The sequence below is a fragment of the Enterobacter cloacae complex sp. P42RS genome (genome assembly GCF_014930595.1).
Taxonomy (GTDB): Bacteria; Pseudomonadota; Gammaproteobacteria; order Enterobacterales; family Enterobacteriaceae; genus Enterobacter; species Enterobacter bugandensis.
The window spans coordinates 1-26,624 of sequence record NZ_JADBRK010000027.1; the positions used below are offsets into that span (position 1 = coordinate 1).

Annotated in this window: 25 protein-coding genes; 19 read left to right on the forward strand and 6 right to left on the reverse strand. The window is 56.1% G+C overall.

Annotation, left to right across the window (positions count from 1 at the left end):
• Positions 1 to 158: 158 nt before the first annotated feature.
• Complete coding sequence (gene ompX, locus IM314_RS20800; protein ID WP_028012448.1) at positions 159 to 677, reverse strand: outer membrane protein OmpX; 519 nt, start codon at positions 675 to 677, stop codon at positions 159 to 161.
• A gap of 355 nt (positions 678 to 1,032) precedes the next feature.
• Here ompX and rhtA point away from each other — a divergent pair, with 355 nt between their 5' ends.
• The 6 genes from rhtA (at position 1,033) to ybiO (ending at position 7,638) form a co-directional block, all read left to right on the forward strand.
• On the forward strand, positions 1,033 to 1,920 hold the full coding sequence (gene rhtA / locus IM314_RS20805; protein WP_049136965.1) for a threonine/homoserine exporter RhtA: 888 nt from the start codon (positions 1,033 to 1,035) through the stop codon (positions 1,918 to 1,920).
• 299 nt (positions 1,921 to 2,219) lie between these two features.
• Positions 2,220 to 2,723: a DNA starvation/stationary phase protection protein Dps gene (gene dps / locus IM314_RS20810; protein WP_008501171.1), complete on the forward strand. Its 504-nt coding sequence runs from the start codon at positions 2,220 to 2,222 to the stop codon at positions 2,721 to 2,723.
• 361 nt (positions 2,724 to 3,084) lie between these two features.
• Complete coding sequence (glnH, locus tag IM314_RS20815; RefSeq protein ID WP_014831177.1) at positions 3,085 to 3,828, forward strand: glutamine ABC transporter substrate-binding protein GlnH; 744 nt, start codon at positions 3,085 to 3,087, stop codon at positions 3,826 to 3,828.
• 93 nt (positions 3,829 to 3,921) lie between these two features.
• Positions 3,922 to 4,581: a glutamine ABC transporter permease GlnP gene (glnP, locus tag IM314_RS20820; RefSeq protein WP_003858462.1), complete on the forward strand. Its 660-nt coding sequence runs from the start codon at positions 3,922 to 3,924 to the stop codon at positions 4,579 to 4,581.
• The gene (glnQ, locus tag IM314_RS20825; protein ID WP_028012446.1) at positions 4,578 to 5,300 is read left to right on the forward strand and encodes a glutamine ABC transporter ATP-binding protein GlnQ; all 723 of its coding nucleotides are present in this window, start codon (positions 4,578 to 4,580) and stop codon (positions 5,298 to 5,300) included. The genes glnP and glnQ overlap by 4 nt, the downstream gene beginning before the upstream one ends.
• A 124-nt stretch (positions 5,301 to 5,424) precedes the next feature.
• Complete coding sequence (ybiO, locus tag IM314_RS20830) at positions 5,425 to 7,638, forward strand: mechanosensitive channel protein (protein WP_193359336.1); 2,214 nt, start codon at positions 5,425 to 5,427, stop codon at positions 7,636 to 7,638.
• Positions 7,639 to 7,683: 45 nt separating this feature from the next.
• On the opposite strand, the gene rlmF is transcribed toward ybiO, so the two are convergent.
• Positions 7,684 to 8,595, reverse strand: coding sequence for a 23S rRNA (adenine(1618)-N(6))-methyltransferase RlmF (gene rlmF, locus IM314_RS20835; RefSeq protein ID WP_041910718.1), 912 nt, complete (start codon positions 8,593 to 8,595; stop codon positions 7,684 to 7,686).
• 243 nt (positions 8,596 to 8,838) lie between these two features.
• Here rlmF and mcbA point away from each other — a divergent pair, with 243 nt between their 5' ends.
• The 3 genes from mcbA (at position 8,839) to ybiJ (ending at position 10,043) form a co-directional block, all read left to right on the forward strand.
• Positions 8,839 to 9,105, forward strand: coding sequence for a DUF1471 family periplasmic protein McbA (gene mcbA, locus IM314_RS20840; RefSeq protein ID WP_045259966.1), 267 nt, complete (start codon positions 8,839 to 8,841; stop codon positions 9,103 to 9,105).
• A 124-nt stretch (positions 9,106 to 9,229) separates the two neighbouring features.
• The gene (locus IM314_RS20845) at positions 9,230 to 9,496 is read left to right on the forward strand and encodes a DksA/TraR family C4-type zinc finger protein (protein WP_193359335.1); all 267 of its coding nucleotides are present in this window, start codon (positions 9,230 to 9,232) and stop codon (positions 9,494 to 9,496) included.
• A 286-nt stretch (positions 9,497 to 9,782) separates the two neighbouring features.
• A complete protein-coding gene (gene ybiJ, locus IM314_RS20850) occupies positions 9,783 to 10,043 on the forward strand; it encodes a DUF1471 family protein YbiJ (RefSeq protein WP_014883102.1) in 261 nt (86 codons plus the stop codon).
• A gap of 119 nt (positions 10,044 to 10,162) precedes the next feature.
• Here ybiJ and ybiB read toward each other — a convergent pair whose 3' ends face one another.
• Positions 10,163 to 11,125, reverse strand: a complete 963-nt coding sequence (ybiB, locus tag IM314_RS20855; protein ID WP_193359334.1) for a DNA-binding protein YbiB — start codon at positions 11,123 to 11,125, stop codon at positions 10,163 to 10,165.
• Between the two features lie 255 nt (positions 11,126 to 11,380).
• Between ybiB and IM314_RS20860 the strand changes: the two genes are divergently transcribed.
• The 5 genes from IM314_RS20860 to IM314_RS20880 all read left to right on the forward strand — a co-directional run bounded on the left by IM314_RS20860 (position 11,381) and on the right by IM314_RS20880 (position 16,752).
• Positions 11,381 to 11,917 (forward strand): fimbrial protein, encoded by a 537-nt coding sequence (locus IM314_RS20860; protein ID WP_028012440.1) that lies wholly within the window; start codon positions 11,381 to 11,383, stop codon positions 11,915 to 11,917.
• A gap of 69 nt (positions 11,918 to 11,986) precedes the next feature.
• On the forward strand, positions 11,987 to 12,661 hold the full coding sequence (locus IM314_RS20865) for a molecular chaperone (protein ID WP_193359333.1): 675 nt from the start codon (positions 11,987 to 11,989) through the stop codon (positions 12,659 to 12,661).
• A 26-nt stretch (positions 12,662 to 12,687) separates the two neighbouring features.
• The gene (locus IM314_RS20870) at positions 12,688 to 15,231 is read left to right on the forward strand and encodes a fimbria/pilus outer membrane usher protein (RefSeq protein WP_193359332.1); all 2,544 of its coding nucleotides are present in this window, start codon (positions 12,688 to 12,690) and stop codon (positions 15,229 to 15,231) included.
• Positions 15,232 to 15,253: 22 nt separating this feature from the next.
• Complete coding sequence (locus IM314_RS20875) at positions 15,254 to 16,243, forward strand: fimbrial protein (RefSeq protein ID WP_045630918.1); 990 nt, start codon at positions 15,254 to 15,256, stop codon at positions 16,241 to 16,243.
• A 5-nt stretch (positions 16,244 to 16,248) separates the two neighbouring features.
• A complete protein-coding gene (locus IM314_RS20880) occupies positions 16,249 to 16,752 on the forward strand; it encodes a fimbrial protein (RefSeq protein ID WP_047362738.1) in 504 nt (167 codons plus the stop codon).
• Here the strand turns inward: IM314_RS20880 and dinG are convergent.
• Positions 16,739 to 18,916 (reverse strand): ATP-dependent DNA helicase DinG, encoded by a 2,178-nt coding sequence (gene dinG, locus IM314_RS20885; RefSeq protein WP_041910723.1) that lies wholly within the window; start codon positions 18,914 to 18,916, stop codon positions 16,739 to 16,741. The two genes, IM314_RS20880 and dinG, sit on opposite strands and share 14 nt — an antisense overlap.
• A 97-nt stretch (positions 18,917 to 19,013) precedes the next feature.
• The gene (gene rhlE, locus IM314_RS20890) at positions 19,014 to 20,396 is read right to left on the reverse strand and encodes an ATP-dependent RNA helicase RhlE (protein WP_028012434.1); all 1,383 of its coding nucleotides are present in this window, start codon (positions 20,394 to 20,396) and stop codon (positions 19,014 to 19,016) included.
• Between the two features lie 205 nt (positions 20,397 to 20,601).
• Here rhlE and cecR point away from each other — a divergent pair, with 205 nt between their 5' ends.
• Genes cecR through IM314_RS20915 form a run of 5 tightly spaced genes read left to right on the forward strand, consistent with a single transcriptional unit; the run spans position 20,602 to position 26,242 of the window.
• Positions 20,602 to 21,276, forward strand: a complete 675-nt coding sequence (cecR, locus tag IM314_RS20895; protein ID WP_028012433.1) for a transcriptional regulator CecR — start codon at positions 20,602 to 20,604, stop codon at positions 21,274 to 21,276.
• A complete protein-coding gene (hlyD, locus tag IM314_RS20900; protein WP_188245782.1) occupies positions 21,276 to 22,271 on the forward strand; it encodes a secretion protein HlyD in 996 nt (331 codons plus the stop codon). Before cecR ends, hlyD begins: the two co-directional genes overlap by 1 nt.
• Positions 22,264 to 24,003 (forward strand): ATP-binding cassette domain-containing protein, encoded by a 1,740-nt coding sequence (locus IM314_RS20905; protein WP_193359331.1) that lies wholly within the window; start codon positions 22,264 to 22,266, stop codon positions 24,001 to 24,003. The genes hlyD and IM314_RS20905 overlap by 8 nt, the downstream gene beginning before the upstream one ends.
• A complete protein-coding gene (locus tag IM314_RS20910) occupies positions 23,993 to 25,126 on the forward strand; it encodes an ABC transporter permease (RefSeq protein WP_028012430.1) in 1,134 nt (377 codons plus the stop codon). The genes IM314_RS20905 and IM314_RS20910 overlap by 11 nt, the downstream gene beginning before the upstream one ends.
• 9 nt (positions 25,127 to 25,135) lie before the next feature.
• A complete protein-coding gene (locus tag IM314_RS20915) occupies positions 25,136 to 26,242 on the forward strand; it encodes an ABC transporter permease (protein ID WP_041910726.1) in 1,107 nt (368 codons plus the stop codon).
• Here the strand turns inward: IM314_RS20915 and IM314_RS20920 are convergent.
• Positions 26,204 to 26,614 carry a YbhQ family protein gene (locus tag IM314_RS20920; protein ID WP_193359330.1) on the reverse strand — a complete coding sequence of 137 codons (411 nt, stop codon included), beginning with the start codon at positions 26,612 to 26,614 and terminating at the stop codon, positions 26,204 to 26,206. The genes IM314_RS20915 and IM314_RS20920 overlap by 39 nt on opposite strands.
• Between the last annotated feature and the right edge of the window lie 10 nt (positions 26,615 to 26,624).

A 26,624-nucleotide genomic window follows, 5' to 3' on the forward strand; every position in this document is an offset into this window, starting at 1 on the left:
GCGATGGTGCGGGACAATAAAAAATGGGCGGCAGCTTAGTCGTCAGATGTTGACTTTAAACACAGCTGCTCACCCTGACCCTCTCCCACAAGGAGAGGGAAAAGCTAAAAAAAAAATCCGCCACATTGGGCGGATTTTTTATTAGCTCACCGAAGTGATTAGAAGCGGTAACCTACGCCCGCGATCCAGGTGCCAACGTCAACGTTGCGGATACGGCTCTGCTCATAGGAGAAGTCCAGAGCCACGTCCTGGATTGGGTTGAACTGCAGGCCTGCGCCATAGGAGAAGCCGTAGTCGCTGTTGCTTGCAGTGCGGTTCAGACCCTGGTTTTCGGTCTGCTGGAATTTACCGTAGCCAACACCTACAACACCGTAGATGCTCGCCCAGTCGTTCAGACGGTAAGCTGGACCAGCAGTGATACCGTAGTACTGGCCTTTGTTGTATGCGCCGTTTTCAGTACGATCTTTCTCGGTGTAGGTGAAAGAACCGATCACGCCCAGCGGGTTGTTATCCTGCTCGTAACGATACTTCAGGTTGAAACCGTTGGTTTTGTTCATCACGCCCTGCATATCGCTCTGAGCGTAACCACCAGTTACAGTAGAAGTAGCAGCTACAGCTGTACCTGCGGAAACAGCCAGTACAGCGGCCAGTGCTGAAAGACATGCAATTTTTTTCATAACCACCTCAAATGTGCTTCAAGTAAGTCCGTAAGTTTTAAATATATCAAAAAAATTTGCGAAACTCTTTGTGATTCGTGATGTCTAATGAGGCCTTTCCTGTAACAGAACGTTTCCAACCTCAGCTAACTCTTTCAAATCACATGCGATTTTTCCTACTAAACGCCCATATTGCGCGTCTGCGCCGTTACATTCATCCAGATTATTCCTAATCTTTCAGGTGATAAATCCACCAGCGCTTAACCATTTTACGGATTTCACGGGTCTTTTTTTTCAACGTAGTCTCAACCGTAGCTGTATATTTCCTTTACACTGCAACCTTTACTCCACTTGACATTAGCTGACAGGAGAAAGGATGCCTGGGTTTTCCCGCACGTCGTCGGTCTGGTTGCCGGTAGCCGTCATACTTATTGCCATGTTGTCCATCCAAAGCGGTGCTTCGCTGGCAAAATCGCTTTTTCCACTGGTGGGTGCGCCCGGGGTAACAGCCCTGCGTATCGTGCTGGGAACGGCGATACTGGTCGTCATCTTCAAACCCTGGCGTCTGCGCTTCAAAAAAGAGCAACGTCTCCCCCTGCTTTTTTATGGTCTGTCCCTCGGGGCAATGAACTATATGTTCTACCTCTCCATCCAGACCATCCCGCTGGGGATTGCCGTCGCGCTGGAGTTTACCGGCCCGCTGGCGGTCGCGCTTTTCTCGTCACGTCGTCCGGTGGATTTTATCTGGGTCGTGCTGGCCGTTCTGGGCTTATGGTTCCTGCTGCCGCTCGGCCAGAATGTCTCTGAGATTGATCTCACGGGCGCAGCGCTGGCGCTGGGAGCAGGAGCCTGCTGGGCTGTCTATATACTCACCGGGCAGCGAGCGGGTGAAGAGCATGGCCCGGCAACGGTCGCCCTGGGTTCCGTGATTGCAGCTATCGTTTTTGTGCCGATCGGTATGGCGCAGGCCACGGAGTCTATCTGGCAATGGTCAGTCATGCCCATCGGGCTGGCGGTCGCTATTCTTTCAACGGCTCTCCCCTATTCTCTGGAGATGATTGCCCTGACGCGTCTGCCGACGCGCATATTTGGCACTCTGATGAGCATGGAGCCCGCCCTTGCGGCGATCTCCGGGATGGTGTTCCTGGGCGAAACGCTGACGTTTACCCAGACGCTGGCGCTCTGCTCAATTATCGCGGCGTCAATGGGGTCAACGCTCACCATGCGCCCTGAACCTAAAGTTGAGAAAATCGACATCGGCTAATGCCATATATTCTGCATGGCTTCACGGCCATGCAGAATAAAGGCCAGAATGCCATCCGTTATAATTTCTTACATAGTTTGTCATATAACCGAAATATCCTTCCCCACCCATTCCCCTCCAGGCGAATTAAGATTGATCTGTATCAATTTTAAAATTATCTATTAATTTCAATGAATTAAATTATCAACCTCCTTCTTGCTATTAAACCGATAGGCACAGCCAGACCGCAGAGAAAAAATCCGGTGCTATACTTAGTTCCGTAATTACCTGGGACATAAACATCAAGAGGATATGAGATTATGAGTACCGCTAAACTGGTGAAAACGAAAGCGTCTAATCTGCTTTATACCCGTAACGATGTATCGGATAGCGACAAAAAAGCGACCATTGAGTTGCTGAATCGCCAGGTGATCCAGTTCATCGATCTTTCGCTGATCACCAAACAGGCCCACTGGAATATGCGCGGTGCAAACTTTATTGCCGTCCATGAAATGCTGGATGGCTTCCGCACAGCACTGGTGACACACCTCGATACGATGGCTGAACGTGCCGTTCAGCTGGGTGGTGTCGCGCTTGGGACCACGCAGGTGATCAACAGCAAAACGCCGTTGAAAAGCTACCCGCTGGATATCCACACCGTTCAGGATCACCTGAAAGAGCTGGCGGACCGCTACGCGATTGTGGCCAATGACGTGCGCAAAGCGATTAGCGAAGCCAAGGATGAAGATACCGCAGACATCTTCACCGCCGCGTCCCGCGACCTGGATCAGTTCCTGTGGTTTATCGAATCTAACATCGAGTAATCCATAAGACTTTCCTGTCAAACCCTCGCCTCTGGTGAGGGTTTTGCACATTTATGGTGCACAGTTTTTGCCTGAGACGGTGCAAAAGTGAATAAATTGTAATAATCACCTCACACAACCGTTAATGGGAGATTGTTTTTTCGTCAGAATTTACGCTTAATATCTCCCCGTCAGTTGACCCAAACGAAGCGCACCAAAATGGTGCTCCATGCTGGTGCAACACGACATCATTGCCACGCTTTTTGTGCAATGTATGATTTCATCCCCTTTGTAAAACAACAGCTTGTAAAGTTGGCACGATTTTTTCATTGTGCCAGTCGTTCTCGCAGGGGATCGCCCCGTGGATATAAAAGGAAATGCTATGAAGTCTGTATTAAAAGTTTCACTGGCTGCACTTACCCTGGCTTTTGCGGTGTCCTCTCAGGCTGCCGACAAACTGGTTGTGGCGACCGACACGGCGTTCGTTCCGTTTGAATTCAAACAGGGTGACAAATACGTTGGTTTTGATGTTGATCTGTGGGCCGCTATCGCCAAAGAACTCAAACTGGACTATACCCTGAAGCCGATGGACTTCAGCGGCATCATCCCGGCGCTGCAAACCAAAAACGTCGATCTGGCGCTGGCGGGCATCACCATTACCGAAGAACGTAAAAAAGCGATCGACTTCTCTGACGGCTACTACAAAAGCGGCCTGCTGGTGATGGTCAAAGCGGATAATAACGACGTAAAAAGCGTGAAAGACCTCGACGGTAAAGTGGTGGCAGTGAAAAGCGGCACCGGTTCCGTGGATTACGCGAAAGCGAACATCAAAACCAAAGACCTGCGCCAGTTCCCGAACATTGACAACGCGTATATGGAACTCGGCACCAACCGTGCTGACGCTGTTCTGCACGACACGCCGAACATCCTGTACTTCATTAAAACGGCTGGTAACGGCAAGTTCAAAGCCGTGGGCGACTCTCTGGAAGCTCAGCAGTACGGTATCGCGTTCCCGAAAGGCAGCGACGATCTGCGCACGAAAGTTAACGGCGCACTGAAAACGCTGAAAGAGAACGGCACTTACAACGAAATCTATAAAAAATGGTTCGGTACTGAGCCTAAATAATTTTACCTGAATTCAGGTTTATAGCGCCCGGCGGCGCTCACGCTGGCTGGGCCTACATTTTTCGTTTTTCACCACGGTATACAGGAATACATCATGCAGTTTGACTGGAGCGCCATCTGGCCTGCCATTCCACTCTTGCTTGAAGGCGCTAAAATGACCCTGTGGATTTCGGTCCTGGGTCTGGTAGGTGGGTTGATTATCGGTCTTGTCGCCGGTTTCGCCCGCACCTACGGTGGCTGGATTGCAAACCACATCGCACTGGTTTTCATCGAAGTGATCCGCGGCACCCCGATTGTCGTGCAGGTCATGTTTATCTACTTCGCCCTGCCAATGGCCTTTACCGACCTGCGCATCGATCCGTTCAGCGCGGCCGTCGTGACCATTATGATCAACTCGGGCGCCTACATCGCGGAAATCACCCGCGGGGCGGTGCTGTCGATTCATAAAGGTTTCAGCGAAGCCGGTCTGGCATTAGGTCTTTCTCGTCGCGAAACGATCCGTCACGTTATTCTCCCGCTGGCGCTGCGCCGCATGCTGCCGCCGCTGGGTAACCAGTGGATCATCAGCATTAAAGATACATCGCTGTTCATCGTTATCGGCGTGGCCGAACTGACCCGTCAGGGCCAGGAAATTATTGCAGGCAACTTCCGCGCGCTGGAAATCTGGAGTGCGGTCGCCGTCGTTTATCTGATCATTACGCTGGTACTGAGCTTCGTTCTGCGCCGTCTTGAAAGAAGGATGAAAATCCTGTGATTGAATTTAAAAACGTCTCCAAGCACTTTGGCCCAACCCAGGTGCTGCACAATATCGATCTGAATATCAAGCAGGGTGAAGTGGTGGTGATTATCGGGCCTTCCGGTTCCGGTAAATCGACCCTGCTGCGCTGCATCAACAAGCTGGAAGAGATCACCAGCGGCGATCTGATCGTTGACGGTCTGAAGGTAAACGACCCGAAAGTGGACGAGCGTCTGATTCGTCAGGAAGCGGGCATGGTGTTCCAGCAGTTCTACCTGTTCCCGCACCTGACGGCGCTGGAAAACGTGATGTTTGGCCCACTGCGCGTGCGCGGTGCCAACAAAGCGGCGGCGGAAGCGCTGGCAAAAGATCTGCTGGCGAAGGTTGGCCTGGCGGAGCGTGCGCACCACTACCCTTCCGAGCTCTCCGGTGGCCAGCAGCAGCGCGTGGCGATTGCCCGCGCGCTGGCGGTGAAACCGAAGATGATGCTGTTTGATGAGCCGACGTCCGCACTCGACCCGGAGCTGCGCCACGAGGTGCTGAAAGTCATGCAGGATCTGGCGGAAGAAGGGATGACGATGGTGATCGTGACCCACGAAATCGGCTTTGCTGAGAAAGTGGCTTCCCGCCTGATCTTTATTGATAAAGGCCGCATCGCCGAAGACGGTAACCCGCAGGAATTGATCGCGAATCCGCCTAGCCAGCGTCTGCAGGAGTTCCTGCAGCACGTCTCCTGATCCCTCGCTACATACCGAGCCGGGCTTGCCCGGCTTTTTTACGCCAGATTGTTCCCAAAAACTCCCCTCCGCCTCTCGCCCTCTATACTTATCATTTTGCACGATATTTTTGTCGGAGGACGCCGTGCCGTGGATCCTGCTGCTGTTGATAAGCCTGTTTAGTACGCCATCGCTCGCCGTGGCAATCCCCGGCGTCACCACCGGAACAACTGCTACTCAGCAAAATACGCCGCCTCCGGAGCCGGATGCAGAACAAAAAAAAGCGGCCTATAGCGCACTTGCCGACGTCCTTGAGAATGACACCTCCCGGCAGGAGCTGATCGATCAGTTGAGGAAGGTGGCCGCCACGCCGCCTCAGGATCCGGTTCCGACCATTACGCCACCGCAGATCGAAGAGGAAAAGACGGTACTGGAAAACGTCACCGACATCAGCCGTCGCTACGGGGAAGCCCTGTCGTCACGTTTTGCCCAGCTCTATCGAAATCTTGTTGGCACCTCGCATAAACCTTTTAATCCCCACACCTTCACCGCAGCCGCCACGCAGTTTGCGATTCTGGCGGGTGCCGTGTTCATTTTTTACTGGCTGCTGCGCCTGTGCGCCTGGCCGCTCTACCGGAAGATGGGCCACTGGGGACGGAAAAAAAATCAGCATAAAAGCAGCTGGCTGCACCTCCCGGCCATGATTACCGGAGCGTTTATCATCGATTTACTGCTGCTGGCCCTGACGCTGTTTGTCGGTCAGGTGCTGGCGGACCGCCTCAATACGGGCAACAAAACCATTGCCTTCCAGCAGGCGCTCTTCCTGAATGCGTTTGCGCTCATCGAATTTTTTAAAGCGGTGCTGCGCGTCATCTTTTGCCCGCGCGTGCCTGAACTTCGCCCTTTCAACATCAACGACGACAGCGCGAAATACTGGGCCGTGCGGCTAAGCGTGCTCAGCGGGCTGATAGGATACGGCCTGCTGGTTGCCGTGCCGATTATCTCCAACCAGGTCAACGTGCAGTTTGGCGCGCTGGCGAACGTGCTGATTATGCTCTGTATTACCGTCTGGTCTCTGTACCTTATCTTTCACAATAAAAGGACGATCACCGAGAGTCTGCTGCATCTGGCCGACCGTTCCCTCTCTTTCTTCAGTCTGTTTATCCGCGCCTTCGCGCTGGTGTGGCACTGGCTGGCAAGCGCGTATTTTATAGTGCTGTGCTTCTTCTCGCTGTTCGACCCGGGAAACAGCCTGAAATTTATGATGGGGGCGACGTTTAAAAGCCTGGCGATTATCGGCATCGCGGCGTTTGTGTCCGGGCTGTTGTCCCGCTGGATCTCGAAAACCATCACCCTGTCGCCGCAGGTGCAGCGTAATTACCCGGAACTGCAAAAACGGGTGAACGGCTGGATGTCGGTATCGCTTAAGGTGGCGCGCATTCTGACCGTCTGCGTGGCGATCATGCTGCTGCTGAATGCGTGGAGCCTGTTTGATTTCTGGAACTGGCTGCATAACGGCGCAGGCGAGAAGACCGTCGATATTTTAATTCGTATCGCGCTGATTCTGTTCTTCTCCGCCGTCGGCTGGACGCTGCTGGCGAGCCTTATCGAGAACCGTCTGGTATCGGATATTCACGGTAGACCGCTCCCCAGCGCACGGGCCCGCACATTGCTGACGCTGTTCCGCAACGCGCTGGCGGTGATCATCAGCACCATCACCATCATGATTGTGCTATCGGAAATCGGCGTGAATATCGCCCCGCTGCTGGCAGGTGCAGGCGCGCTGGGGCTGGCGATCTCTTTCGGCTCGCAAACGCTGGTGAAGGATATTATTACCGGCATCTTTATCCAGTTTGAGAACGGGATGAACACAGGGGATCTGGTGACCATCGGGCCGCTGACCGGTACCGTGGAGCGGATGTCGATTCGCTCGGTAGGCGTGCGTCAGGATACCGGGGCATATCACATCATTCCCTGGTCATCGATCACTACCTTCGCTAACTTTGTGCGCGGCATTGGCTCCGTTGTGGCCAACTACGATGTGGATCGTCATGAGGATGCCGACAAAGCGAAGCAGGCGCTGCGGGATGCGGTCAGTGAACTGATGGAAATGGAGGATATTCGCGGGCTGGTGATTGGCGAACCGTCGTTTGCCGGCATCGTTGGGCTGACCAACACGGCGTTCACCCTGCGCGTGTCGTTCACCACCCAGCCGTTGAAGCAGTGGACGGTGCGCTTTGCCCTCGACAGCATGGTGAAAAAGCACTTCGATCTGGCGAACGTGCGAACGCCGGTGCAGACGTATCAGGTATTGTCGCCGCCCGCCTCGCCGCTCCCTCCGCAGGAGCCGACGCTGTAACCGAGCCGGGTGGCGGCTTTGCCCTACCCGGCCTGGGGCGGGATACTATTTGCGACGTTTGTTATCGTCCATAAACGACCAGGCGATAAAGCGGCTCTGCTTCTGGCCCTGCGCCATCTCTTTTTTCACCACTTTTACGGCACCCGCTTCGCTCAGCGCGCGGTAGAGCGGCGGCAGGTTATCCCCGCGGGAAACCAGCGTCGTGAACCACTTCACCTGACGGCCAAACTGTTGGCTTTCCGCAATCATGCGCAGGATGAAGGCAACTTCACCGCCCTCGCACCACAGCTCCTGCTGCTGCCCGCCGAAGTTCAGCGCGGCGTCTTCCGCCTGACCGAGGTTGCGGCGTTTACGTTCGCTGCCCGCGCGAGCCGCTGCCGCCGAATCATGAAACGGCGGATTGCACATCGTAGCGTCATAGCTTTCGTTTTTATGAATTATGCCGTTGAAGATGGAAGCCGCCTCTTTCTGACGACGCAGACGAATGGAACGGCTCAGGCCAGGGTTCGCGCTGATAATCGCCTGCGCGCTGGCAAAGGCCTCGGCGCCGATTTCGCTCCCGGTAAAGCGCCAGTGATATTCATGTACGCCAATCAGCGGGTAAATCAGGTTTGCCCCGGTGCCTATATCCAGGATGGAAGCCTGCTGCGGTACAGCGCCGTCACGATCTTCGGCAAGCAGATCGGCAAGGTGATGAACGTAATCAGCGCGGCCCGGCACAGGGGGGCAGAGAAAGCCTTCCGGAATATCCCAGTGAGCCACACCGTAAAAATGCGCCAGCAGGGCTTTGTTCAGCGTTTTCACCGCCTGCGGATCGGCAAAATTGACGGTCGGCTCACCCGCTGGGGTCTGGACAATATAGTCCTGCAGCGCAGGGCAGCTCTGGCACAGGGCGTTCATGTCGTAGCGGCTGCGGTGGCGATTTCGTGGGTGCAATCCCGGCTTTTGGGAAGTCATGGCGTTCTCCTTTAAACAGCGGCGTAAGATACCCTGTGCTGGCCCAGCGGTAAATCTTTCTCTGCGGCGCTTAAAAAAACACCGTAAATCAAACACCTCTACGTCTATGATCTGTCAGCGAATTGTCAGTTTTTATCGTTCAAAAAATAAGCAGATCATCATCAAATATTTGCGCTAAGTCACACTCGTCAGGCTTCTAAACTTAAAGGGAATCACCTGTTGTTTCCTCATGAGGATGTGATTATGAAAAAGTACCTGACCCTTGCTGTTATCACTGGCGCCCTGGCAACGGCTTCATTTTCTGCGATGGCCGTTCAGTCACTGAATGAAAGTACCGATACTAGCCAACTGCGTCCGGCGGGCACCGTCTCGGTAAGTCGCGCAAGTAACCTGGACGATCTGCAGAATAAACTGGCCGAAAAAGCCCGCCAGGAAGGTGCGAAAGGCTTTGTCGTGAACTCCGCTGGCGGAGATAACCATATGTACGGCACAGCAACCATCTATAAATAATTTTTTTCCTCCACAACAAGACTGCATCTGCCCGCCGGATGCAGTTCATTTCCGCTTTATCTTGATTGTTCATTTTTTAACCCCATATTAAAAGCAGGGTATAAACCGATTTCAGGAGGATGCCATGGCTTCCGGTTGGGCGAATGACGACGCCGTTAACGAACAGATCAACAGTACCATTGAAGATGCGGTTGCGCGCGCTCGCGGTGAGATTCCGCGCGGCGAAAGTTTGAAGGAGTGCGAAGAATGCGGAGAGCCGATCCCGGAGGCGCGGCGTAAAGCCATTCAAGGCGTAAGGTTATGTATTACCTGCCAGCAGGATAAAGATTCAAAAAATGCGTCACATTCAGGTTATAATCGCAGAGGATCGAAAGATAGCCAGTTACGCTGACTATCCTTTACCTAAGTTAACCCTGCCTGCACTTACCTTTACGCTCACGGTTTTTAGCGAACCGCGTAGCAAAATGTGCCCTTCATCTTTCTTCTGTAAAGCGCATCCACAAGAAGTGTAAAGCGCTGGTTTGAATTTATTAATATTCAATAAGTTATTTGTCATTCAATTTTTTTGACCGATCACGTCAATTCTCTTCGATTTTATCCCTCAGGAAAAAACGTGATACTTATCACATCGACGGAACATCGTCCCCTTAACAGAAAACACCTGCGAGAGATTAATTATGAAAACCATCAAATATGCTGTAGCTGCTGTTGCCCTGTCCGCTCTGTCTTTCGGCGCATTCGCCGTAGAGCCTGTTTCATCCACTCAGGCCCAGAGCATGAATAAAATCGGTGTGGTAAGTGCAGAAGGCGCGACCACGCTGGACGGCCTGGAAGCCAAGCTGGCTGAGAAAGCCGCTGCTGCCGGTGCAAGCGGATACACCATCACCTCCGCTAACACCAATAACAAGCTGAGCGGTACTGCGGTTATCTACAAATAATCGCCTGAAATGAATGCTGTACCCTCGCCAACCCCTCTGGTGAGCTGCTCCAACCCTCATTGACCCTGTTGTTTGTTACCCTTGCTTGCCCGTCCGCCACTGGACGGGCTTTTTTTTGCTTAAAACGACTGTGCCACCCGCTGTAACCCCGCTTCCACCGTCTCTACCTCCCCTGTCGCCAGCAAGCAGCAGGCCATTTGCAGTTTGATCGACTGTGGGACCGGCACACTTCCGGCCAGGCACTGCGTAATCCAGTGCGCGGTAACCTGCGGATCTTTTGACTCCGGCAGAATCACATCGCTGTTTTCTTCCCCGCGCTCAAGCACAACGCGCGTACCGACAGAATCGATCAGCATCAGCTGTGGGCAACGCTGCGGGTTGGCGTACACCTCCCCTTCTGTTCCGTGCATCAGCAGTGCGCGTCCACCGATTTCGGCAAAGAACTGACCGACGCGCGTCACGTACTCCGGATGAGAAACACTGGAAAGGCGCAGTGCGGCATCCTCAGCAAACGGCGTTGCCAGCTTCGCCAGGGTGTGCGCACTGTTACGCACGCCCATGCGCCAGCGCATGTCCAGCTGCTTTTCCAAAGGCGGGCAGAGCGCACGAACGGGAATATAGACCGGCTGGTTCCCCTCCAGCTTTGCCTGCGCCTGGCCGGCATGGAGGGTCGGTTCAATGCCCAGCAGTTCAAAGATGGTTTCTGTCAGTACGCGCGTGGGATCTTCGCTGACCCCATGTACCACCACAGGGAACCCCAGCTTATGTAACAATATCGCCAGCAGCGGCGTCAGGTTTGCCTGCTTGCGCGCCCCGTTATAGCTCGGGATCACAATCGGCATCGGTTTTGCCACTGGCGGCGTTAAGCGCAGCGTTTGCGCCTGCATCGCCTCGTAGAAACCACGCATCTCCGCTTCGCCTTCGCCTTTGATACGCAGCGCAATCAGGATGCCGCCCATTTCCAGGTCCGGTACCTCGCCGTTGAGCATACGGGTGTAAAGCGCGCGAGCGGTTTCATGGTCCAGGTCGCGGGCGTGGTTTTTCCCACGTCCTACCTCTTTGATAATTTTGCGATAATCCACGACATTCCTCCTGACAGCCTATCTTGTTAACACTATAGCCCTGATGAATGGCTATCCGTTAGTTTTTTATCCTTTAAGACAACCTTCTGTTTTAATAGCAAAAAATAAACACAAGCTTTTTTTCAATTATTTGTGATTTCTATAGCAGATTCGTATTCATACATTTTTTGATTAAATAACCAGCGGAAAGTCATTAAGGGTCAACGGTGAAAACGTCCAGGCAACGCTCTCACCCGAAACATATCAGGATTTGCTATGAACAAGGTTGCTTTAGGTTTAATCATCGCCGCAGCGGTGGGATGTTCTGCATCCACGTTTGCGGCAACGAACGGTGAAGGGCAAATAAATTTCACCGGCGAAATTATCGATTCTGCTTGTCAGGTCGTAAATGGATTAAGTAATCCATTAAATGTACAGCTGGGGAAAGTGTCTAAAACGGTATTTACCGGTGCAGGCTCTACCAGCACCTTAACGAAGTTTGATATTCAGTTAACGAATTGTCCTGACACGGTCACCTCCGCCGCCATTAACTTTGGCGGAACACCGGATGCGAATAACAATTCAACGCTTGCCTTAACGCCAGATACCGATGCGGCAACTGGGGTGGCGATTCAGCTGGTGGATGCCTCGCAGCAGCCTGTCAGCCTGTATACGCCGTCTCAGCAGTATCAGTTAACCTCCGGCACGGCGGTTAACGATCTGGAGTTCGGCGCACGCTATATCCAAACCGGCCCGGCAATTACCGCAGGCCCCGCTAACTCCGTTTCAACCTTCACCGTTATTTATAACTGATCTTATCAATCCGGGGATATTAATGCTTTCGCGAGCATTAATATCTTCTCTATTCATTGAGAAATCTTTATGCGCCACGGTTATTTACTGAGCACGCTTTTACTGGTAGCAACTGCTTCACATGCTGGGGTCATTATTAACGGCACCCGACTGGTCTATCAGGGAGATAAAAAGGAATCTTCTCTTGGTCTTTCAAATCCAGATGCGACGGATTATCTGGTGCAGTCCTGGGTTGATTCCGGCGGTAAAAACCTGGCCAAAGCCCCGTTCCTGATCACCCCGCCGCTTTTCCGTCTGGATGCGCACGAAGATAACGTTCTGCGCGTGGTGCGTACGGGCGGAAATTTTCCGGAAGACAGGGAATCCCTGTACTGGTTGAACATTAAAGCAATCCCTTCCTCAAAACACGTTGAGGGGGTAAATACGCTGCAAATCGCCATTAATACTCGAATCAAATTACTCTATCGCCCGTCTGCGGTAAAAGGCAGACCAGAAGATGTGGCGGATAAACTTGAATGGCGTCGCGAAGGTAACGAGCTGGTGGTGAATAATCCCACCCCGTTTTATATGAATTTCCAGGCGGTCACCCTGAATGGTCAAAAAGTGACGAAAGCGACCTGGGCCGTGCCAAAAACAGAAACGCATTTTGCCATACCGGGTAATGTCAGAGGCTCGAACGTGACGTATTCCATTATTACTGATTACGGCAGCATCAGCCATAACTGGTCGAAATCCGTTCATTAATACTTTTCCCCGATAATAAAATAATCATGTACAGCCATAAAAAGCCGTTCACCTGCCGATTGTCTTCATTGCTGGTCATTCTCTGTGTCCTGGCAATGGCGATCTTTGCGCAGCAGGTTATGGCTGATGATTATTTTAACCCTGCCCTGCTGGATGTTGATAATCCCCAGCAGGGTAAAACCGATCTGTCCATCTATGAAAAAGGCCCCGGCCAGGCGCCGGGGAAATATGAGGTCGCGGTATTTATCAATAATAATAAAATTGATACCCGCAACGTGACCTTTACGCTTCAGAAAGATTCGCAGGGCAACAGCACGCTGCAGCCTTGCTTTAGCCTTGAGGAATTAAAAAGCCTCGGCATTAAAACCAAAAAATTTCCGCAGCTGATGGCCAAAGGCCAGTGTGCTGATTTACATGTCATTCCTGCGGCATCCGCCACCTTTCGCGTTCGCAACCAGCAGCTGCTGATGAGCATCCCTCAAACGGCGCTGGGTCAGGTGCCTCGCGGTTACATTGACCCGAAAGAGTTTGACGAAGGGATCACTGCGGGCCTGCTTAATTACAGCGCCAATGCCAGCCACAGCCGCGCGCGACAGCACGGTGAGCAGGATAACAGCAGCCAGTACGTAAACCTGCGCCCAGGCCTGAACGTTGGCGCATGGCGCATTCGCAACTATTCCACCTGGAATCGCAGCACCACGGGCCATGAGGAGGAGCAGAAATTCACCTCCGTTTATACCTATGCGCAACGCGATATCGTGGCAATGAAAAGCGACATCACCGTCGGCCAGAGCTCATCCCCTGCCGACGTGTTTGACAGCGTTCCCTACACCGGGGTGGAGCTGAAATCCGACAGCGACATGCTGCCAGACAGCGAGAAAGGCTATGCGCCGATTATCCGCGGCACGGCACACAGCAACGCGCTGGTGGTGGTTCGCCAGAACGGCTACGTCATTTATCAGAACACGGTCGCGCCGGGCGCCTTCGAAATTAACGATCTCTACCCCACCGGCAGCAGCGGCGACCTGCAGGTTACCGTGAAAGAGACCGACGGCAGCGAAAGCCATTTTGTCGTGCCGTTTGCCTCCGTGCCGGTCTTGCAGCGTGAAAAAAACCTGCGCTACAGCGTGACCGCCGGGCGTTATCGTTCCTATGACAACGATGTCGAAAAGACCCCGTTTGCCCAGGGCAGCGCCATCTACGGTTTACCCTACGGTATCACCGCCTACGGCGGCGTTCAGCAGAGCAGCCATTATCAGTCTCAGGCGGTGGGCGTCGGGAAAAACATGGGCGATTTAGGCGCCTTCTCCATTGACGTCACTCGCGCCAAAGCCCTGCTGAAAAAACAGCAGGCCAGCAAAGGCCAGTCGTGGCGCGTGCGCTACAGCAAAGATATCGCCCAGTCAGGCACTAACTTCTCGCTGGCCGGCTACCGCTATAACAGCAAAGGGTTTTACACCCTGGAAGACACCATGGAGTCGTATACCCGCTCTGACGACTGGTCTGAACCGCAGCAGCGCCGCGCCCGTACCGAAGCCACCGTCGACCAGACGCTGCCGGAAGGCTGGGGTTCCCTAACCCTGAGCCTGGTGAAAGAGACCTACTGGACCCAGAGCCAGGACATGACCTCGGTGAGCGTCAGCTACAACAACAGCTGGCACGGCGTGAGCTACAGCCTCAGCTACAGCATGAACAAAAACACCCGCGACAGCGACGAAGACGGCAATGAGGTGACGAACGACAACCAGTTCGCGCTGAGCGTCTCGGTGCCGCTGGACCACTGGATGCATAACACCTGGGCCACCTACAACCTGAACAACACCAAAGATGGCACCACGCAGAATATCGGTCTGAACGGTACGGCGCTGAAAGAAGATAACCTCAACTGGAATATTCAGGAGGGGGTGAGCAGTACCGGCAGCGGCAACTCCACCAGCCTCAATGCCGATTACAAAGCAACGTACGGCGAACTGAGCGGCGGCGTCAGCCAGGACAAATATCAGCAGACCGTGAACGTCGGCCTGCAGGGCGGCGTGGTTGCCCATGCGAACGGCATCACCCTGAGCCAGCCGCTCGGTGAGACCATCGCGCTGGTGAAAGCGCCGGGCACGCACGGGACGCATATCACTAATCAGACCGGCGTTGAAACCGACTTCCGCGGCTACACCGTTGTCCCGTTTGTGACCGCGTATCGCCACAACACCATTGCGCTGGATACCGAAACGCTGCCGGACAATGCCGACGTCACCCACGCCGCGCAGGTCGTCACCCCAACTCGCGGGGCCGTGGTGCGCGCCAGCTTTAACACCCGCGTGGGCAGCCGCGTGCTGATGACGCTGACGCACAACGGCAAACCGCTGCCGTTCGGCGCGACGGTCACCACAGAGGATAAGGACAGCGAGTTTATTGTGGGTAATGACGGCCAGACCTATCTTTCGGGTATGCCGCAGCAGGGGCATCTCGCCGTTTCCTGGGGACAGGACGCGAGCGAGCACTGCATCGCTGACTATGCGCTAACGGATGAGAAAGAGAAAACCAGCATCATTAACGCTGCCGCGCAGTGTCATTGATTCACCGTTCAGGCTAACGACTATGCAAATGATAAAACAATGCTTTTTCTTACTGATTCTGGGCACCGCGGCATTATTTATGCCGCATGCAAAGGCCACCTGTTCCACGCCGGATATGCCGAAGATGATTAACGTCGCCTCGATTTCAGTTCCGACCACGCTTGCGGTGGGCGAAACCATTCCCGGAACTGAACAGACGGCGCATGTTGCGGGGCACTGCGATCAATCCATCGACAGCGGGCTGGAAATCGTCGCCTGCTATTACGGTACCGGCGCTGAAATCCCCGGCATGAAGGGTGTCTATGATTCCGGCGTACCAGGCATCGGTATCGCGCTGATGAATGACAAAGGGCAGCGAATCAGCGGTGCAGGTGGCATTCAGTGCGACTCGCGCGCCATGCCCATTGGTTATGTCTCAGATGACGGGCAACTGTCCTTCAATTTTGATGTGACGCTGGAACTGGTTAAAACCAGTAGCGAAGTGACGTCCGGTACGCTGGTGCAATCACAAACTGAATTTGGCATCGGCGTCTTCGGCCATGAAGGGATCGGCTCGCCAAACCATATCGCTTACGCCGGAAACATCAACCTGCAAACCGTCACATGTTCTGTGCTGCCAAAAAACCTCACCATCGACCTGGGCGATTTCCCGGTGAGCGACTTTATCGGCGTGGGTACGCTCTCCCAACCCGCTCAGGAATTCAACGTTAGCGTGAACTGTAATACTACCGTACAGCCGGAAGTGAAGATCACCAGTGCGAACGGGTACGAAGAGGGATTTGAAGGGGTGATAAAACTGACCCCCGAGAGCGGAGCGGCAAAAGGGGTGGGCGTCAGGATGCTGTTTGACGGCAACATCGCCACCTTCGACAACTACGTCAGCACCCAGCGCCCGGCAGAAGCCAATGAAACGCTGGAGATCCCGTTCCAGGTTCGTTACATGCAAACGCAACCGGAGGTTCTCCCTGGCCCGGCGAACACGGTCGCCACCCTCACTCTCGCCTATAAATAACTGCCATGAAAAAAATACTGATAATTCTGCTGTTGGGTCTGACATCGTACGCTAACGCGGATGATATCCAGATCCAGATGACGGGTAATATTTACGCTAATACTTGCGTCGTAGACAGTGCCAGCCGCAACCTGACGGTAGATTTAGGTCAGGCGGTGTCGGGCAATTTTAAAGATGTAGGCGATACCGGCGAGTGGAAAGACTTTTCCCTTTCGGTGTCGCATTGTCCGGCCACGCTTGCCCTCGCCACCGCCTATTTCTACGGCCAGGCAGACAGCGCGCACCCGACAAAATTTGCCAATATAGGCAGCGCGAAAGGGCTGGCGCTGGAGCTGGCTGACCGTCAGGACAAGATACTCATTGCCCCACAGGCCGCCTTTAACGTCGCCATTAATCCGAGTGACCACACGGCCACGTTTCCGCTTTCCGCACGTTATTACGCCACCTCCATGCCGGTGAGCGCGGGTACGTTCAGCAGCGTGATTCAGGTGACATTCACTTACCAGTAGGACCGCGCCCCTTAGCACGGAGGCTTTTTCGACGCCCGGCAGCCAGTTTTGCCGGGCGTTTTTTTACTTCCGGCACCTCCGGCTGCTCGATCGGGAAGATCGGCAGCGCATTCAGCAGCCGCTGGCCGTAGTTTTTGGTGAGCAGACGTTTGTCATAAATCACCACCTCGCCCCAGCATCCGTGGCTACGGATCAAGCGCCCGACCTGCTGAATCAGGTTAAACGACGCCGCAGGCAGGCTTTGCACCTCAAACGGATAGCGGTTGAGGCTCTTCAGCCATTCGCCTTCGGTGATCACCACCGGGCTGTCGATAGGCGGGAAGGCGATCTTATGGATATGCACCTGCGTCAGGTAATCCCCCTTCAAATCCAGCCCTTCCGCGAAGGACTGTAGCCCCACCAGCACGCTGCGCTCGCCGTTATCGATGCGCTTGCGATGGGTTTCCACCAGCCGGTAACGGGGCTGGTCGCCCTGGACCAGCAGAAGCAGGCGCAGGTCGGTCACATGTTCCAGAAAACGCTGCATCGCCCGTCCGCTGGCAAACAGCACCAGCATGCCGGGGTACTTTCTGCTCTCCACCTGCTCGCGGAAGTAGGCCGCCATTTCCGCAATGTGCTGCTCTTCGTTGTCGATAAGCGGCTCATATTTCATGCGCGGAATGACCAGCTTGCCCTGCTCGCAGTGGTTGAACGGCGAATCCAGCGCGACAAAACGATCGCCCGCTTTTTCTTTCAGGCCGCTCATCTCCTGCAGCCGCGAGAAGCTGTTCAGGGAGCGCAGCGTGGCGGAGGTCACGACCACGTGCGGCACGCTGCGCCAGATGAGCTTTTCCAGCTGATCGGCCACGCGGATGCCCACGCAGTGGAAAAACAGGTGGACCTGGCCGTCGCGCACTTCACGCGTGGCCCATTTGGTGACCGGCGCGCCCGACGCCTGCGCCATCGAGGCCAGCCGCCAGAGCTTGCTCTGGGCTTCGAACATTCCGAGCGCACGGTTCATCTGCAGCAGAATGCGGTGCAGGCGAACAACGTCATGGGTGCCGGTTTTCTCGCTGAGATCGTTTAAGAACATCTCCGCCAGCCCGCGCAGCTTTTCCAGATGCTTCGCCAGCTGCTGGCAAATCTCCATCACCTCGTCCGGCAGTTCGCCCATCGCAAAGCGGTGTTCCGCCTCCTGGGCCGCAGGAAGATAGAGGTTCAGGATGGTGTTCAGGGAGGAAATGAGGCTATAGACCTCTTCACAGTGGTCGCTCAGACGCTCCGGCACCGCGAGCGGCGGCGTGGTTTTTGGCCGGAACTGCTCCATGCAGGTGGCGACCAGCTTGCAGAAGAGATCCAGCTGCAGGCGGAACCAGGGCGCGGTAATTTCTGCGCTCATCTCCAGCGCGTCGCGCGCCACGTCGGGCAGATGGTGGCCTTCGTCGAGCACCAGCAGCAGGTTTTTCGGCTCCGGCAGCACCGCTTCGCTCTCCAGCGCCGCCATTACCAGGGCATGGTTAGCCACCACCACTTCGGCTTCCTGAATTTCGCGCCGCGCGACGAAGAACGGGCATTCCCGGTAGTAGTGACAGTTGCGGTTCAGGCAGCTTGCTTTATCGGTACTGAGCCTGCGCCACAGGTCGTCGCTAATCGCCAGGCTGGTGTGATCCCGCAGGCCGTCCCACTTATAGCCGTCGAGCTCGGCTTTCAGCTTTGCGCACTGCTCCTGCTCGGCTTTGTTGTTTGGCGTCAGCTCGTCATCCAGAAAGGCGAGCAGATCCTGCTGCGAGGGCTCGCTGCTGGCCAGCGCCGCCAGGTTACGCGGACAGACGTAGCGCCCGCGCCCAAAGGCGGCGGTGAAGCGGAGATCGGGGATGATTTTGCGCAGCAGCGGCAAATCTTTGCTGAAGATCTGATCCTGCAAGGCCACGTTCGCAGTGCTGACCACCAGCGTTTTGTCCTCTTCCCGCGCGATGGCGATGCCGGGAATGAGATACGACAGGGTTTTCCCGACGCCGGTCGGGGCTTCAATCGCCAGATGTCGCCCGTCGTCCCCGGCGAGCGTTTTTGCCACGTCGGCAATCATCTGCCGCTGCGGCGCTCGGGGGATAAAATCGGGGATCTGCTGCTGAAGCGCCTTATACCAGGCGCCTATTTGCGCTTTCAGCGCCGCGGTTAAAGCCATTGGAAAACCTGAAATACTGTATAAACAGCCACTATTGTGGCACTTTCTCTTCGCCGTCGCAAAAAGAAAAGCCCGGCTTCACGACCGGGCTTCCAGATTACTGCGGGTTAGCAGGCTTGCGCGGGCGGCGTCGGCGCTGCCCCTCGCCTGCCGGTTTCCCTTCGCCGCTGCGCCACGGGCTTTCACCCGCCGGCTTGCCGTCGTTATTACGACGCGGCGGTTTGCCGGATGACTTCGGCGCGCCACCTTCAGCACGACGCGGCTGCTGGCCGCGACCACCGCCGCCCTGACCGCGACCACCACCCTGACGACCGTTCTGAATCGGCTCGGCTTTGATGGACGGGTCCACTTCATAGCCCGGGGTTTCGATGCGCGGGATCTCTTTCTTCAGCAGACGTTCGATATCGCGCAGCAGCTTGTGCTCGTCCACGCAGACCAGAGAGAGCGCCTCACCTGTTGCTGCCGCACGGCCGGTACGACCGATACGGTGAACGTAATCTTCCGGGACGTTTGGCAGCTCGTAGTTCACCACGTGCGGCAGCTCTTCAATATCGAGGCCACGGGCAGCGATGTCGGTCGCCACCAGCACGCGGATGTCGCCGGACTTGAAGTCCGCCAGCGCGCGGGTACGCGCGCCCTGGCTCTTGTTACCGTGGATCGCCGCGCTGCGGATGCCGTCTTTATTCAGCTGTTCCGCCAGGTGGTTCGCGCCGTGCTTGGTGCGGGTAAAGACCAGCACCTGCTGCCAGTTGCCCTGACCGATCATCTGAGAGAGCAGCTCCCGCTTGCGCTTTTTATCCACAAAGTGAACGTGCTGCGTCACCTGCTCGGAAGCGGTGTTGCGGCGCGCCACTTCCACTTCAAGCGGGTTATGCAGCAGCTTTTCCGCCAGCGCCTTGATCTCATCGGAGAAGGTCGCGGAGAAGAGCAGGTTCTGGCGACGCGGCGGCAGCTTCGCCAGCACGCGACGAATATCATGAATGAAGCCCATATCGAGCATGCGGTCGGCTTCGTCCAGCACCAGAATTTCAATACTGTCGAGCTTCACCGCGTTCTGGTGTTCCAGATCCAGCAGACGGCCCGGCGTTGCCACCAGCACGTCCACGCCGCCGCGCAGCTTCATCATCTGCGGGTTAATGCTCACGCCACCGAAAACCACCAGCGAGCGTATGTTGAGATAGCGGCTGTACTCACGCACGTTCTCGCCAATCTGGGCTGCCAGCTCGCGGGTTGGGGTGAGGATCAGCGCGCGCACCGGACGACGGCCTTTGGCGTGCGGCTGGTTTTTTACCAGTAGCTCTAACAGCGGCAGGGTAAAGCCCGCGGTTTTACCGGTGCCGGTCTGGGCGCTGGCCATCAGGTCACGGCCCTGAAGCACGGCCGGAATAGCCTGCTGCTGGATAGGGGTTGGCTCAACGTAGCCCTGCTCTGCGATCGCGCGCAGAATTTCCGGGTTCAGGCCAAGGGAATCAAAAGACATAAAAACTCCGAACCGCCCCGACCATCACAGGTGTAGTTTTCAGGGAGATATCACGAATAGAAGGACAAAAACCACAATGTCGCGAAGGTGCGGAGTGTAGCAGCTTTTGTGACGTGGCGCATAAAATATCCCTGTCGTATCCCTCGACGATTTAGCGATTCAGGTATAATTTTAATCAATCGATTGATTAATTTTTAATGCCGACATGAATACGACACCGACGACAACCAAAGGTGAACAGGCCAAAAGCCAGCTTATCGCCGCCGCGCTGGCGCAGTTTGGCGAGTATGGCCTGCATGCCACCACGCGGGATATCGCCGCCCAGGCCGGGCAAAACATTGCGGCCATTACCTACTATTTTGGCTCAAAAGAGGATTTATACCTCGCCTGCGCCCAGTGGATTGCCGATTTTATTGGCAACAATTTTCGCCCGCACGTTGAGGAGGCCACCGCGCTGCTGAGCCAGCCGACGCCGGATCGTACCGCTATCAGGCAACTTATCCTCAATGCCTGCCACAATATGATCCGCCTGCTGACGCACGACGATACGCTCAACCTGAGCAAATTTATCTCCCGCGAGCAGCTCTCCCCCACTGCCGCTTATCAGCTGGTACACGATCAGGTGATTGCCCCGATGCACACCCATCTGACCCGGCTGATTGCCGCCTACACCGGGCGGGACGCCAGCGATACCGACACCATTTTGCATACCCACGCCCTGCTGGGCGAAATTCTCGCCTTCCGTCTGGGGCGTGAAACCATCCTGTTACGCACGGGCTGGGCACAATTCGATGAGGATAAAGCCGCGCAGATTAGCCAGGTCATCACCTGTCATCTCGATCTGATCCTGCAAGGCTTAACGCAAAGGAGCCTGAAGTGATGAAAAAACCTGTCGCCATCGTTCTGGTGGTTGTTGTTTTGCTTGCCGCGGGAATCGGTGGCTGGCTGTGGTATCAGAGCCAGCAGGATCGGGGCCTGACGCTGTACGGTAACGTGGATATTCGCACGGTGAATATGAGCTTCCGCGTCGGCGGACGTCTCGCCTCGCTGAGCGTTGACGAAGGCGACGCCATCAAAGCCGGGCAGACGCTGGGCGTGCTGGATAAAGCCCCCTTTGAGAATGCGCTGATGCAGGCAAAAGCCGGCGTCTCCGTCGCTCAGGCGCAGTATGACCTGATGCTGGCGGGCTATCGCGATGAGGAGATTGCCCAGGCCGCTGCCGCCGTTAAGCAGGCCAAAGCCGCCTACGACTACGCGCAGAACTTCTATAACCGCCAGCAGGGACTGTGGAAAAGCCGCACCATTTCCGCCAACGATCTGGAAAACGCGCGTTCATCCCGCGACCAGGCGCAGGCGACGCTGAAATCCGCGCAGGATAAATTAAGCCAGTACCGCTCCGGTAACCGCGAGCAGGACATCGCCCAGGCGAAGGCCAGCCTCGAGCAGGCGCAGGCGCAGCTGGCTCAGGCGGAGCTGGATCTGCGCGACACTATCTTAACCGCCCCGTCTGACGGCACGCTGATGACCCGCGCGGTAGAGCCGGGCAGCATGCTCAGCGCGGGCAGCACCGTCTTGACGCTGTCCTTAACCCGTCCGGTATGGGTGCGGGCCTACATTGATGAGCCGAATCTCGGCCAGATGCAGCCGGGCCGCGAGCTGCTGCTCTATACCGACGGTCGCCCGGACAAGCCGTATCACGGCAAAGTGGGCTTTGTCTCCCCTACCGCCGAATTCACGCCGAAAACCGTTGAAACGCCGGATCTGCGTACCGACCTCGTGTACCGTCTGCGCATCATCGTCACCGACGCGGACGACGCGCTGCGTCAGGGCATGCCTGTTACCGTGACCTTAAACGACGGGGAACGACATGAATGATGCGGTTATCCAGCTCAACAATCTGGTCAAACGCTTCCCCGGAATGGATAAACCGGCGGTCGCGCCGCTGAACTGCACCATTCAGAAAGGCTACGTGACCGGACTGGTGGGCCCGGACGGCGCGGGCAAAACCACGCTGATGCGGATGCTGGCGGGGCTGCTGAAGCCGGATGAAGGCTCGGCCAGCGTGCTTGGCCTTGACCCGATAAAAGACGACGGCGCGCTCCACGCCATGCTCGGCTATATGCCGCAGAAGTTTGGCCTGTACGAAGATCTGACGGTGATGGAGAACCTCAATCTGTACGCCGACCTGCGCAGCGTCACCGGTGAAACCCGGCAAAAAACCTTCGCCCGACTGCTCGAATTTACCTCCCTCGGCCCGTTCACCGACCGGCTGGCGGGCAAGCTTTCCGGCGGGATGAAGCAGAAGCTGGGGCTGGCCTGTACGCTGGTGGGCGAGCCGAAGGTGCTGTTGCTCGATGAGCCCGGCGTCGGCGTGGACCCGATCTCCCGCCGCGAGCTGTGGCAGATGGTGCACGAGCTGGCGGGCGACGGGATGCTGATCCTCTGGAGCACCTCCTACCTCGACGAAGCGGAGCAGTGCCGGGACGTGCTGCTGATGAACGAGGGCGAACTGCTCTATCAGGGCGAACCGACCGAGCTTACGCACACCATGGCCGGGCGCAGTTTTCTGCTGCACAGCCCGCAGGAGTCCAACCGCAGGCTGCTGCAGCGGGTGCTGAAGCTGCCGCAGGTGAGCGACGGGATGATTCAGGGCCGCTCGGTGCGCGTGATCCTCAAAAAAGAGGCCACCGTCGACGATATTCGCCATGCGCCGGGCATGCCTGAGATTGAAATGGACGAGACCGCCCCGCGCTTTGAAGATGCGTTTATCGATCTGCTGGGCGGTGCAGGCACATCGGAATCGCCCCTTGGCGCAATCCTGCACACGGTGGAAGGCACGCCGGGCGAAACGGTTATCGAAGCAAAATCGCTCACCAAAAAATTCGGGGACTTCGCCGCCACCGACAACGTCAACTTTGCGGTGAAGCGCGGCGAGATATTTGGCCTGCTCGGGCCGAACGGCGCGGGAAAATCCACCACCTTTAAAATGATGTGCGGCCTGCTGGTTCCGACGTCCGGCAAGGCGCTGGTGCTGGACATGGATCTTAAAGTCAGCTCCGGCAAGGCGCGCCAGCATCTCGGCTATATGGCGCAGAAGTTCTCGCTGTACGGCAACCTGACGGTCGAGCAGAATCTGCGCTTTTTCTCCGGCGTGTACGGCCTGCGCGGGCGGGCGCAGAATGAAAAAATCCGCCGCATGAGCGACGCCTTCGGGTTAACGAATATTGCGTCCCACGCCACCGACGAGCTGCCGCTCGGCTTTAAGCAGCGTCTGGCGCTGGCCTGCTCGTTGATGCACGAGCCGGATATCCTGTTTCTTGATGAACCTACGTCAGGCGTCGATCCCCTCACCCGCCGCGAGTTCTGGCTGCACATCAACAGCATGGTGGAAAAAGGCGTGACCGTGATGGTCACCACCCACTTTATGGATGAGGCGGAATACTGCGACCGCATCGGGCTGGTCTATCGCGGCAAGCTGATTGCCCACGGCACGCCGGATGACCTGAAAGCGCAGGCCGCCGACGACGCACAGCCAGACCCGACCATGGAGCAGGCGTTTATCACCCTCATCCACGACTGGGATAAGGAGAATGCTCATGCGCAGTAACGCCCTTTCCTGGCGCCGGGTGCGCGCCCTGTGCATCAAAGAGACGCGGCAGATCGTGCGCGATCCCAGCAGTTGGCTGATTGCGGTGGTGATCCCCCTGCTGCTGCTGTTTATTTTTGGCTACGGCATTAACCTCGACTCCAGCAAGCTGCGGGTCGGTATTTTGCTGGAGCAGCAGAGCGAAGAGGCGCTGGACTTCACCCATGCCATGACCGGCTCACCCTACATTGACGCCACCGTCAGCGACAACCGGCAGGAACTGATTCAGAAAATGCAGGCCGGGAAAATTCGCGGCCTGATCGTCATCCCGGTGGATTTCGCCGCCAACATGGCGCGCCCGGGCGCCGATGCGCCGATTCAGGTGATTACCGACGGCAGCGAGCCGAACACAGCCAACTTCGTGCAGGGCTATGCGGAGGGGATCTGGCAGCTCTGGCAGATGCAGCGCGCCGAAGACCGGGGCGAGACGTTTGAACCGCTCATCGATGTGCAGACGCGCTACTGGTTTAACCCCGCCGCCATCAGCCAGCACTTTATTATTCCGGGGGCGGTGACCATCATTATGACGGTGATTGGCGCGATCCTCACCTCGCTGGTCATCGCCCGCGAGTGGGAGCGCGGCACTATGGAGGCGCTGCTCTCCACCGAGGTGACGCGGGTTGAGCTGCTGCTGTGCAAGCTCATCCCCTACTACTTCCTCGGCATGCTGGCGATGCTGCTCTGCATGCTGGTCGCGGTCTTTATTCTTGGCGTGCCGTATCGCGGCTCGCTGGTGGTACTGTTCTTTATCACCAGCCTGTTTTTACTCAGCACGCTGGGGATGGGGCTGTTAATTTCCACCATCACCCGCAACCAGTTTAACGCCGCGCAGGTGGCGCTCAACGCCGCTTTCCTGCCATCGATTATGCTCTCCGGGTTTATCTTCCAGATAGACAGCATGCCTGCGGTGATCCGCGCCGTGACCTACATCATTCCGGCGCGCTACTTCGTGAGCACGCTGCAAAGCCTGTTCCTGGCGGGGAATATTCCGGTGGTGCTGATTATCAATACCCTGTTTTTGCTGGCGTCGGCGGTGATGTTTATCGGGTTGACGTGGCTGAAAACCAAACGGCGACTGGATTAAGGAGCGCACATGTTTCACCGCTTATGGACATTGATCCGCAAAGAGCTGCAGTCCCTGCTGCGCGAGCCGCAAACCCGCGCCATTCTGGTGCTGCCGGTGCTGCTTCAGGTTTTATTGTTCCCGTTTGCCGCCACCCTTGAGGTAACTAACGCCACCATTGCCATTTATAATGAAGACAACGGCAAACACGCCGTCGAGCTGACGCAGCGTTTTGCCCGGGCGAAGGCCTTTACCCACATCCTGTTGCTGAAAAGCCCGCAGGAGATCCAGCCCACTATCGACACGCAAAAAGCGCTGCTGCTGGTGCGTTTTCCGGCGGATTTCTCCCGCAATCTGGATACCTTCCAGACCGCGCCAATGCAGCTGATCCTCGACGGGCGCAACTCCAACAGCGCCCAGATAGCGGCCAACTACCTGCAGCAGATAGTGAAGGAGTATCAGCAGGAGCTGATGGAGGGCAAACCGAAGCCCAATAACAGCGAGCTGGTGGTGCGCAACTGGTACAACCCGAATCTGGACTACAAGTGGTTTGTGGTGCCGTCGCTGATCGCCATGATCACCACCATCGGGGTGATGATCGTGACCTCCCTGTCCGTGGCCCGCGAGCGCGAACAGGGCACGCTGGATCAGTTGCTGGTTTCCCCGCTCGCCACCTGGCAGATTTTCGTTGGCAAAGCGGTGCCAGCGCTGATCGTCGCCACCTTCCAGGCTACCATCGTGCTGGGGGTGGGAATTTGGGCCTACGAGATCCCGTTCGCCGGATCGCTGGCGCTGTTTTACTTCACGATGGTGATTTACGGGCTGTCGCTGGTGGGGTTTGGGCTGCTGATTTCAGCGCTCTGCTCCACGCAGCAGCAGGCGTTTATCGGGGTATTCGTCTTTATGATGCCAGCGATTCTGCTCTCCGGGTACGTGTCGCCCGTCGAGAACATGCCGGTGTGGCTGCAGGATTTAACGTGGATAAACCCGATTCGACATTTTACGGATATCACCAAGCAGATCTATCTGAAGGATGCGAGTCTGGACATTGTCTGGGGAAGTTTGTGGCCGCTACTGGTCATAGCGGCCACGACGGGGTCAGTGGCCTATGCGATGTTTAGACGCAACATTGCGTAGCTTTTTCTCTTTAGTGAGCAGCGACACTACCGCTGGCCCTGCAAGGATTGCCAGACCCGCGAAGGCCAGCAGCAGGTTGTTTTGCAGCACGCGTGACAGCAGCCACAGCACGATCATCGCGGCACCAAAGTACCAGGTGGTGGTGAGCTCTTCGAGCACATCACCCACTTCGCGCCAGCGCGCGTCATGGTGGCGCTGTAAGAACAGCATCGACAGCACGGTGACGCCATAGAGGACGCATAGCCCTAAGCCAACACGCACCAGCGTGCCGCTCATCAAGCCCATCACCAGTACGGCCACGACCAGTAAATGCAACATTATCTGCCAGCAACTCAAACCCGTTGCGACACGAACACGTTGTTGCCACTTCATGGCTTCTCTC

Excerpts from the sequence above, each read along its gene's own strand:
- dps (WP_008501171.1), top strand. The coding sequence starts at position 2,220 with ATGAGTACCGCTAAACTGGTGAAAACGAAAGCGTCTAATCTGCTTTAT.
- glnH (WP_014831177.1), top strand. The coding sequence starts at position 3,085 with ATGAAGTCTGTATTAAAAGTTTCACTGGCTGCACTTACCCTGGCTTTT.
- rlmF (WP_041910718.1), bottom strand. The coding sequence starts at position 8,595 with ATGACTTCCCAAAAGCCGGGATTGCACCCACGAAATCGCCACCGCAGC.
- IM314_RS20915 (WP_041910726.1), top strand. The coding sequence starts at position 25,136 with ATGTTTCACCGCTTATGGACATTGATCCGCAAAGAGCTGCAGTCCCTG.
- IM314_RS20905 (WP_193359331.1), top strand. The coding sequence starts at position 22,264 with ATGAATGATGCGGTTATCCAGCTCAACAATCTGGTCAAACGCTTCCCC.
- rhtA (WP_049136965.1), top strand. The coding sequence starts at position 1,033 with ATGCCTGGGTTTTCCCGCACGTCGTCGGTCTGGTTGCCGGTAGCCGTC.
- cecR (WP_028012433.1), top strand. The coding sequence starts at position 20,602 with ATGAATACGACACCGACGACAACCAAAGGTGAACAGGCCAAAAGCCAG.
- IM314_RS20845 (WP_193359335.1), top strand. The coding sequence starts at position 9,230 with ATGGCTTCCGGTTGGGCGAATGACGACGCCGTTAACGAACAGATCAAC.
- mcbA (WP_045259966.1), top strand. The coding sequence starts at position 8,839 with ATGAAAAAGTACCTGACCCTTGCTGTTATCACTGGCGCCCTGGCAACG.
- IM314_RS20875 (WP_045630918.1), top strand. The coding sequence starts at position 15,254 with ATGCAAATGATAAAACAATGCTTTTTCTTACTGATTCTGGGCACCGCG.
- IM314_RS20865 (WP_193359333.1), top strand. The coding sequence starts at position 11,987 with ATGCGCCACGGTTATTTACTGAGCACGCTTTTACTGGTAGCAACTGCT.
- ompX (WP_028012448.1), bottom strand. The coding sequence starts at position 677 with ATGAAAAAAATTGCATGTCTTTCAGCACTGGCCGCTGTACTGGCTGTT.
- IM314_RS20910 (WP_028012430.1), top strand. The coding sequence starts at position 23,993 with ATGCGCAGTAACGCCCTTTCCTGGCGCCGGGTGCGCGCCCTGTGCATC.
- ybiJ (WP_014883102.1), top strand. The coding sequence starts at position 9,783 with ATGAAAACCATCAAATATGCTGTAGCTGCTGTTGCCCTGTCCGCTCTG.
- IM314_RS20920 (WP_193359330.1), bottom strand. The coding sequence starts at position 26,614 with ATGAAGTGGCAACAACGTGTTCGTGTCGCAACGGGTTTGAGTTGCTGG.
- hlyD (WP_188245782.1), top strand. The coding sequence starts at position 21,276 with ATGAAAAAACCTGTCGCCATCGTTCTGGTGGTTGTTGTTTTGCTTGCC.
- IM314_RS20880 (WP_047362738.1), top strand. The coding sequence starts at position 16,249 with ATGAAAAAAATACTGATAATTCTGCTGTTGGGTCTGACATCGTACGCT.
- IM314_RS20870 (WP_193359332.1), top strand. The coding sequence starts at position 12,688 with ATGTACAGCCATAAAAAGCCGTTCACCTGCCGATTGTCTTCATTGCTG.
- glnP (WP_003858462.1), top strand. The coding sequence starts at position 3,922 with ATGCAGTTTGACTGGAGCGCCATCTGGCCTGCCATTCCACTCTTGCTT.
- IM314_RS20860 (WP_028012440.1), top strand. The coding sequence starts at position 11,381 with ATGAACAAGGTTGCTTTAGGTTTAATCATCGCCGCAGCGGTGGGATGT.
- rhlE (WP_028012434.1), bottom strand. The coding sequence starts at position 20,396 with ATGTCTTTTGATTCCCTTGGCCTGAACCCGGAAATTCTGCGCGCGATC.
- dinG (WP_041910723.1), bottom strand. The coding sequence starts at position 18,916 with ATGGCTTTAACCGCGGCGCTGAAAGCGCAAATAGGCGCCTGGTATAAG.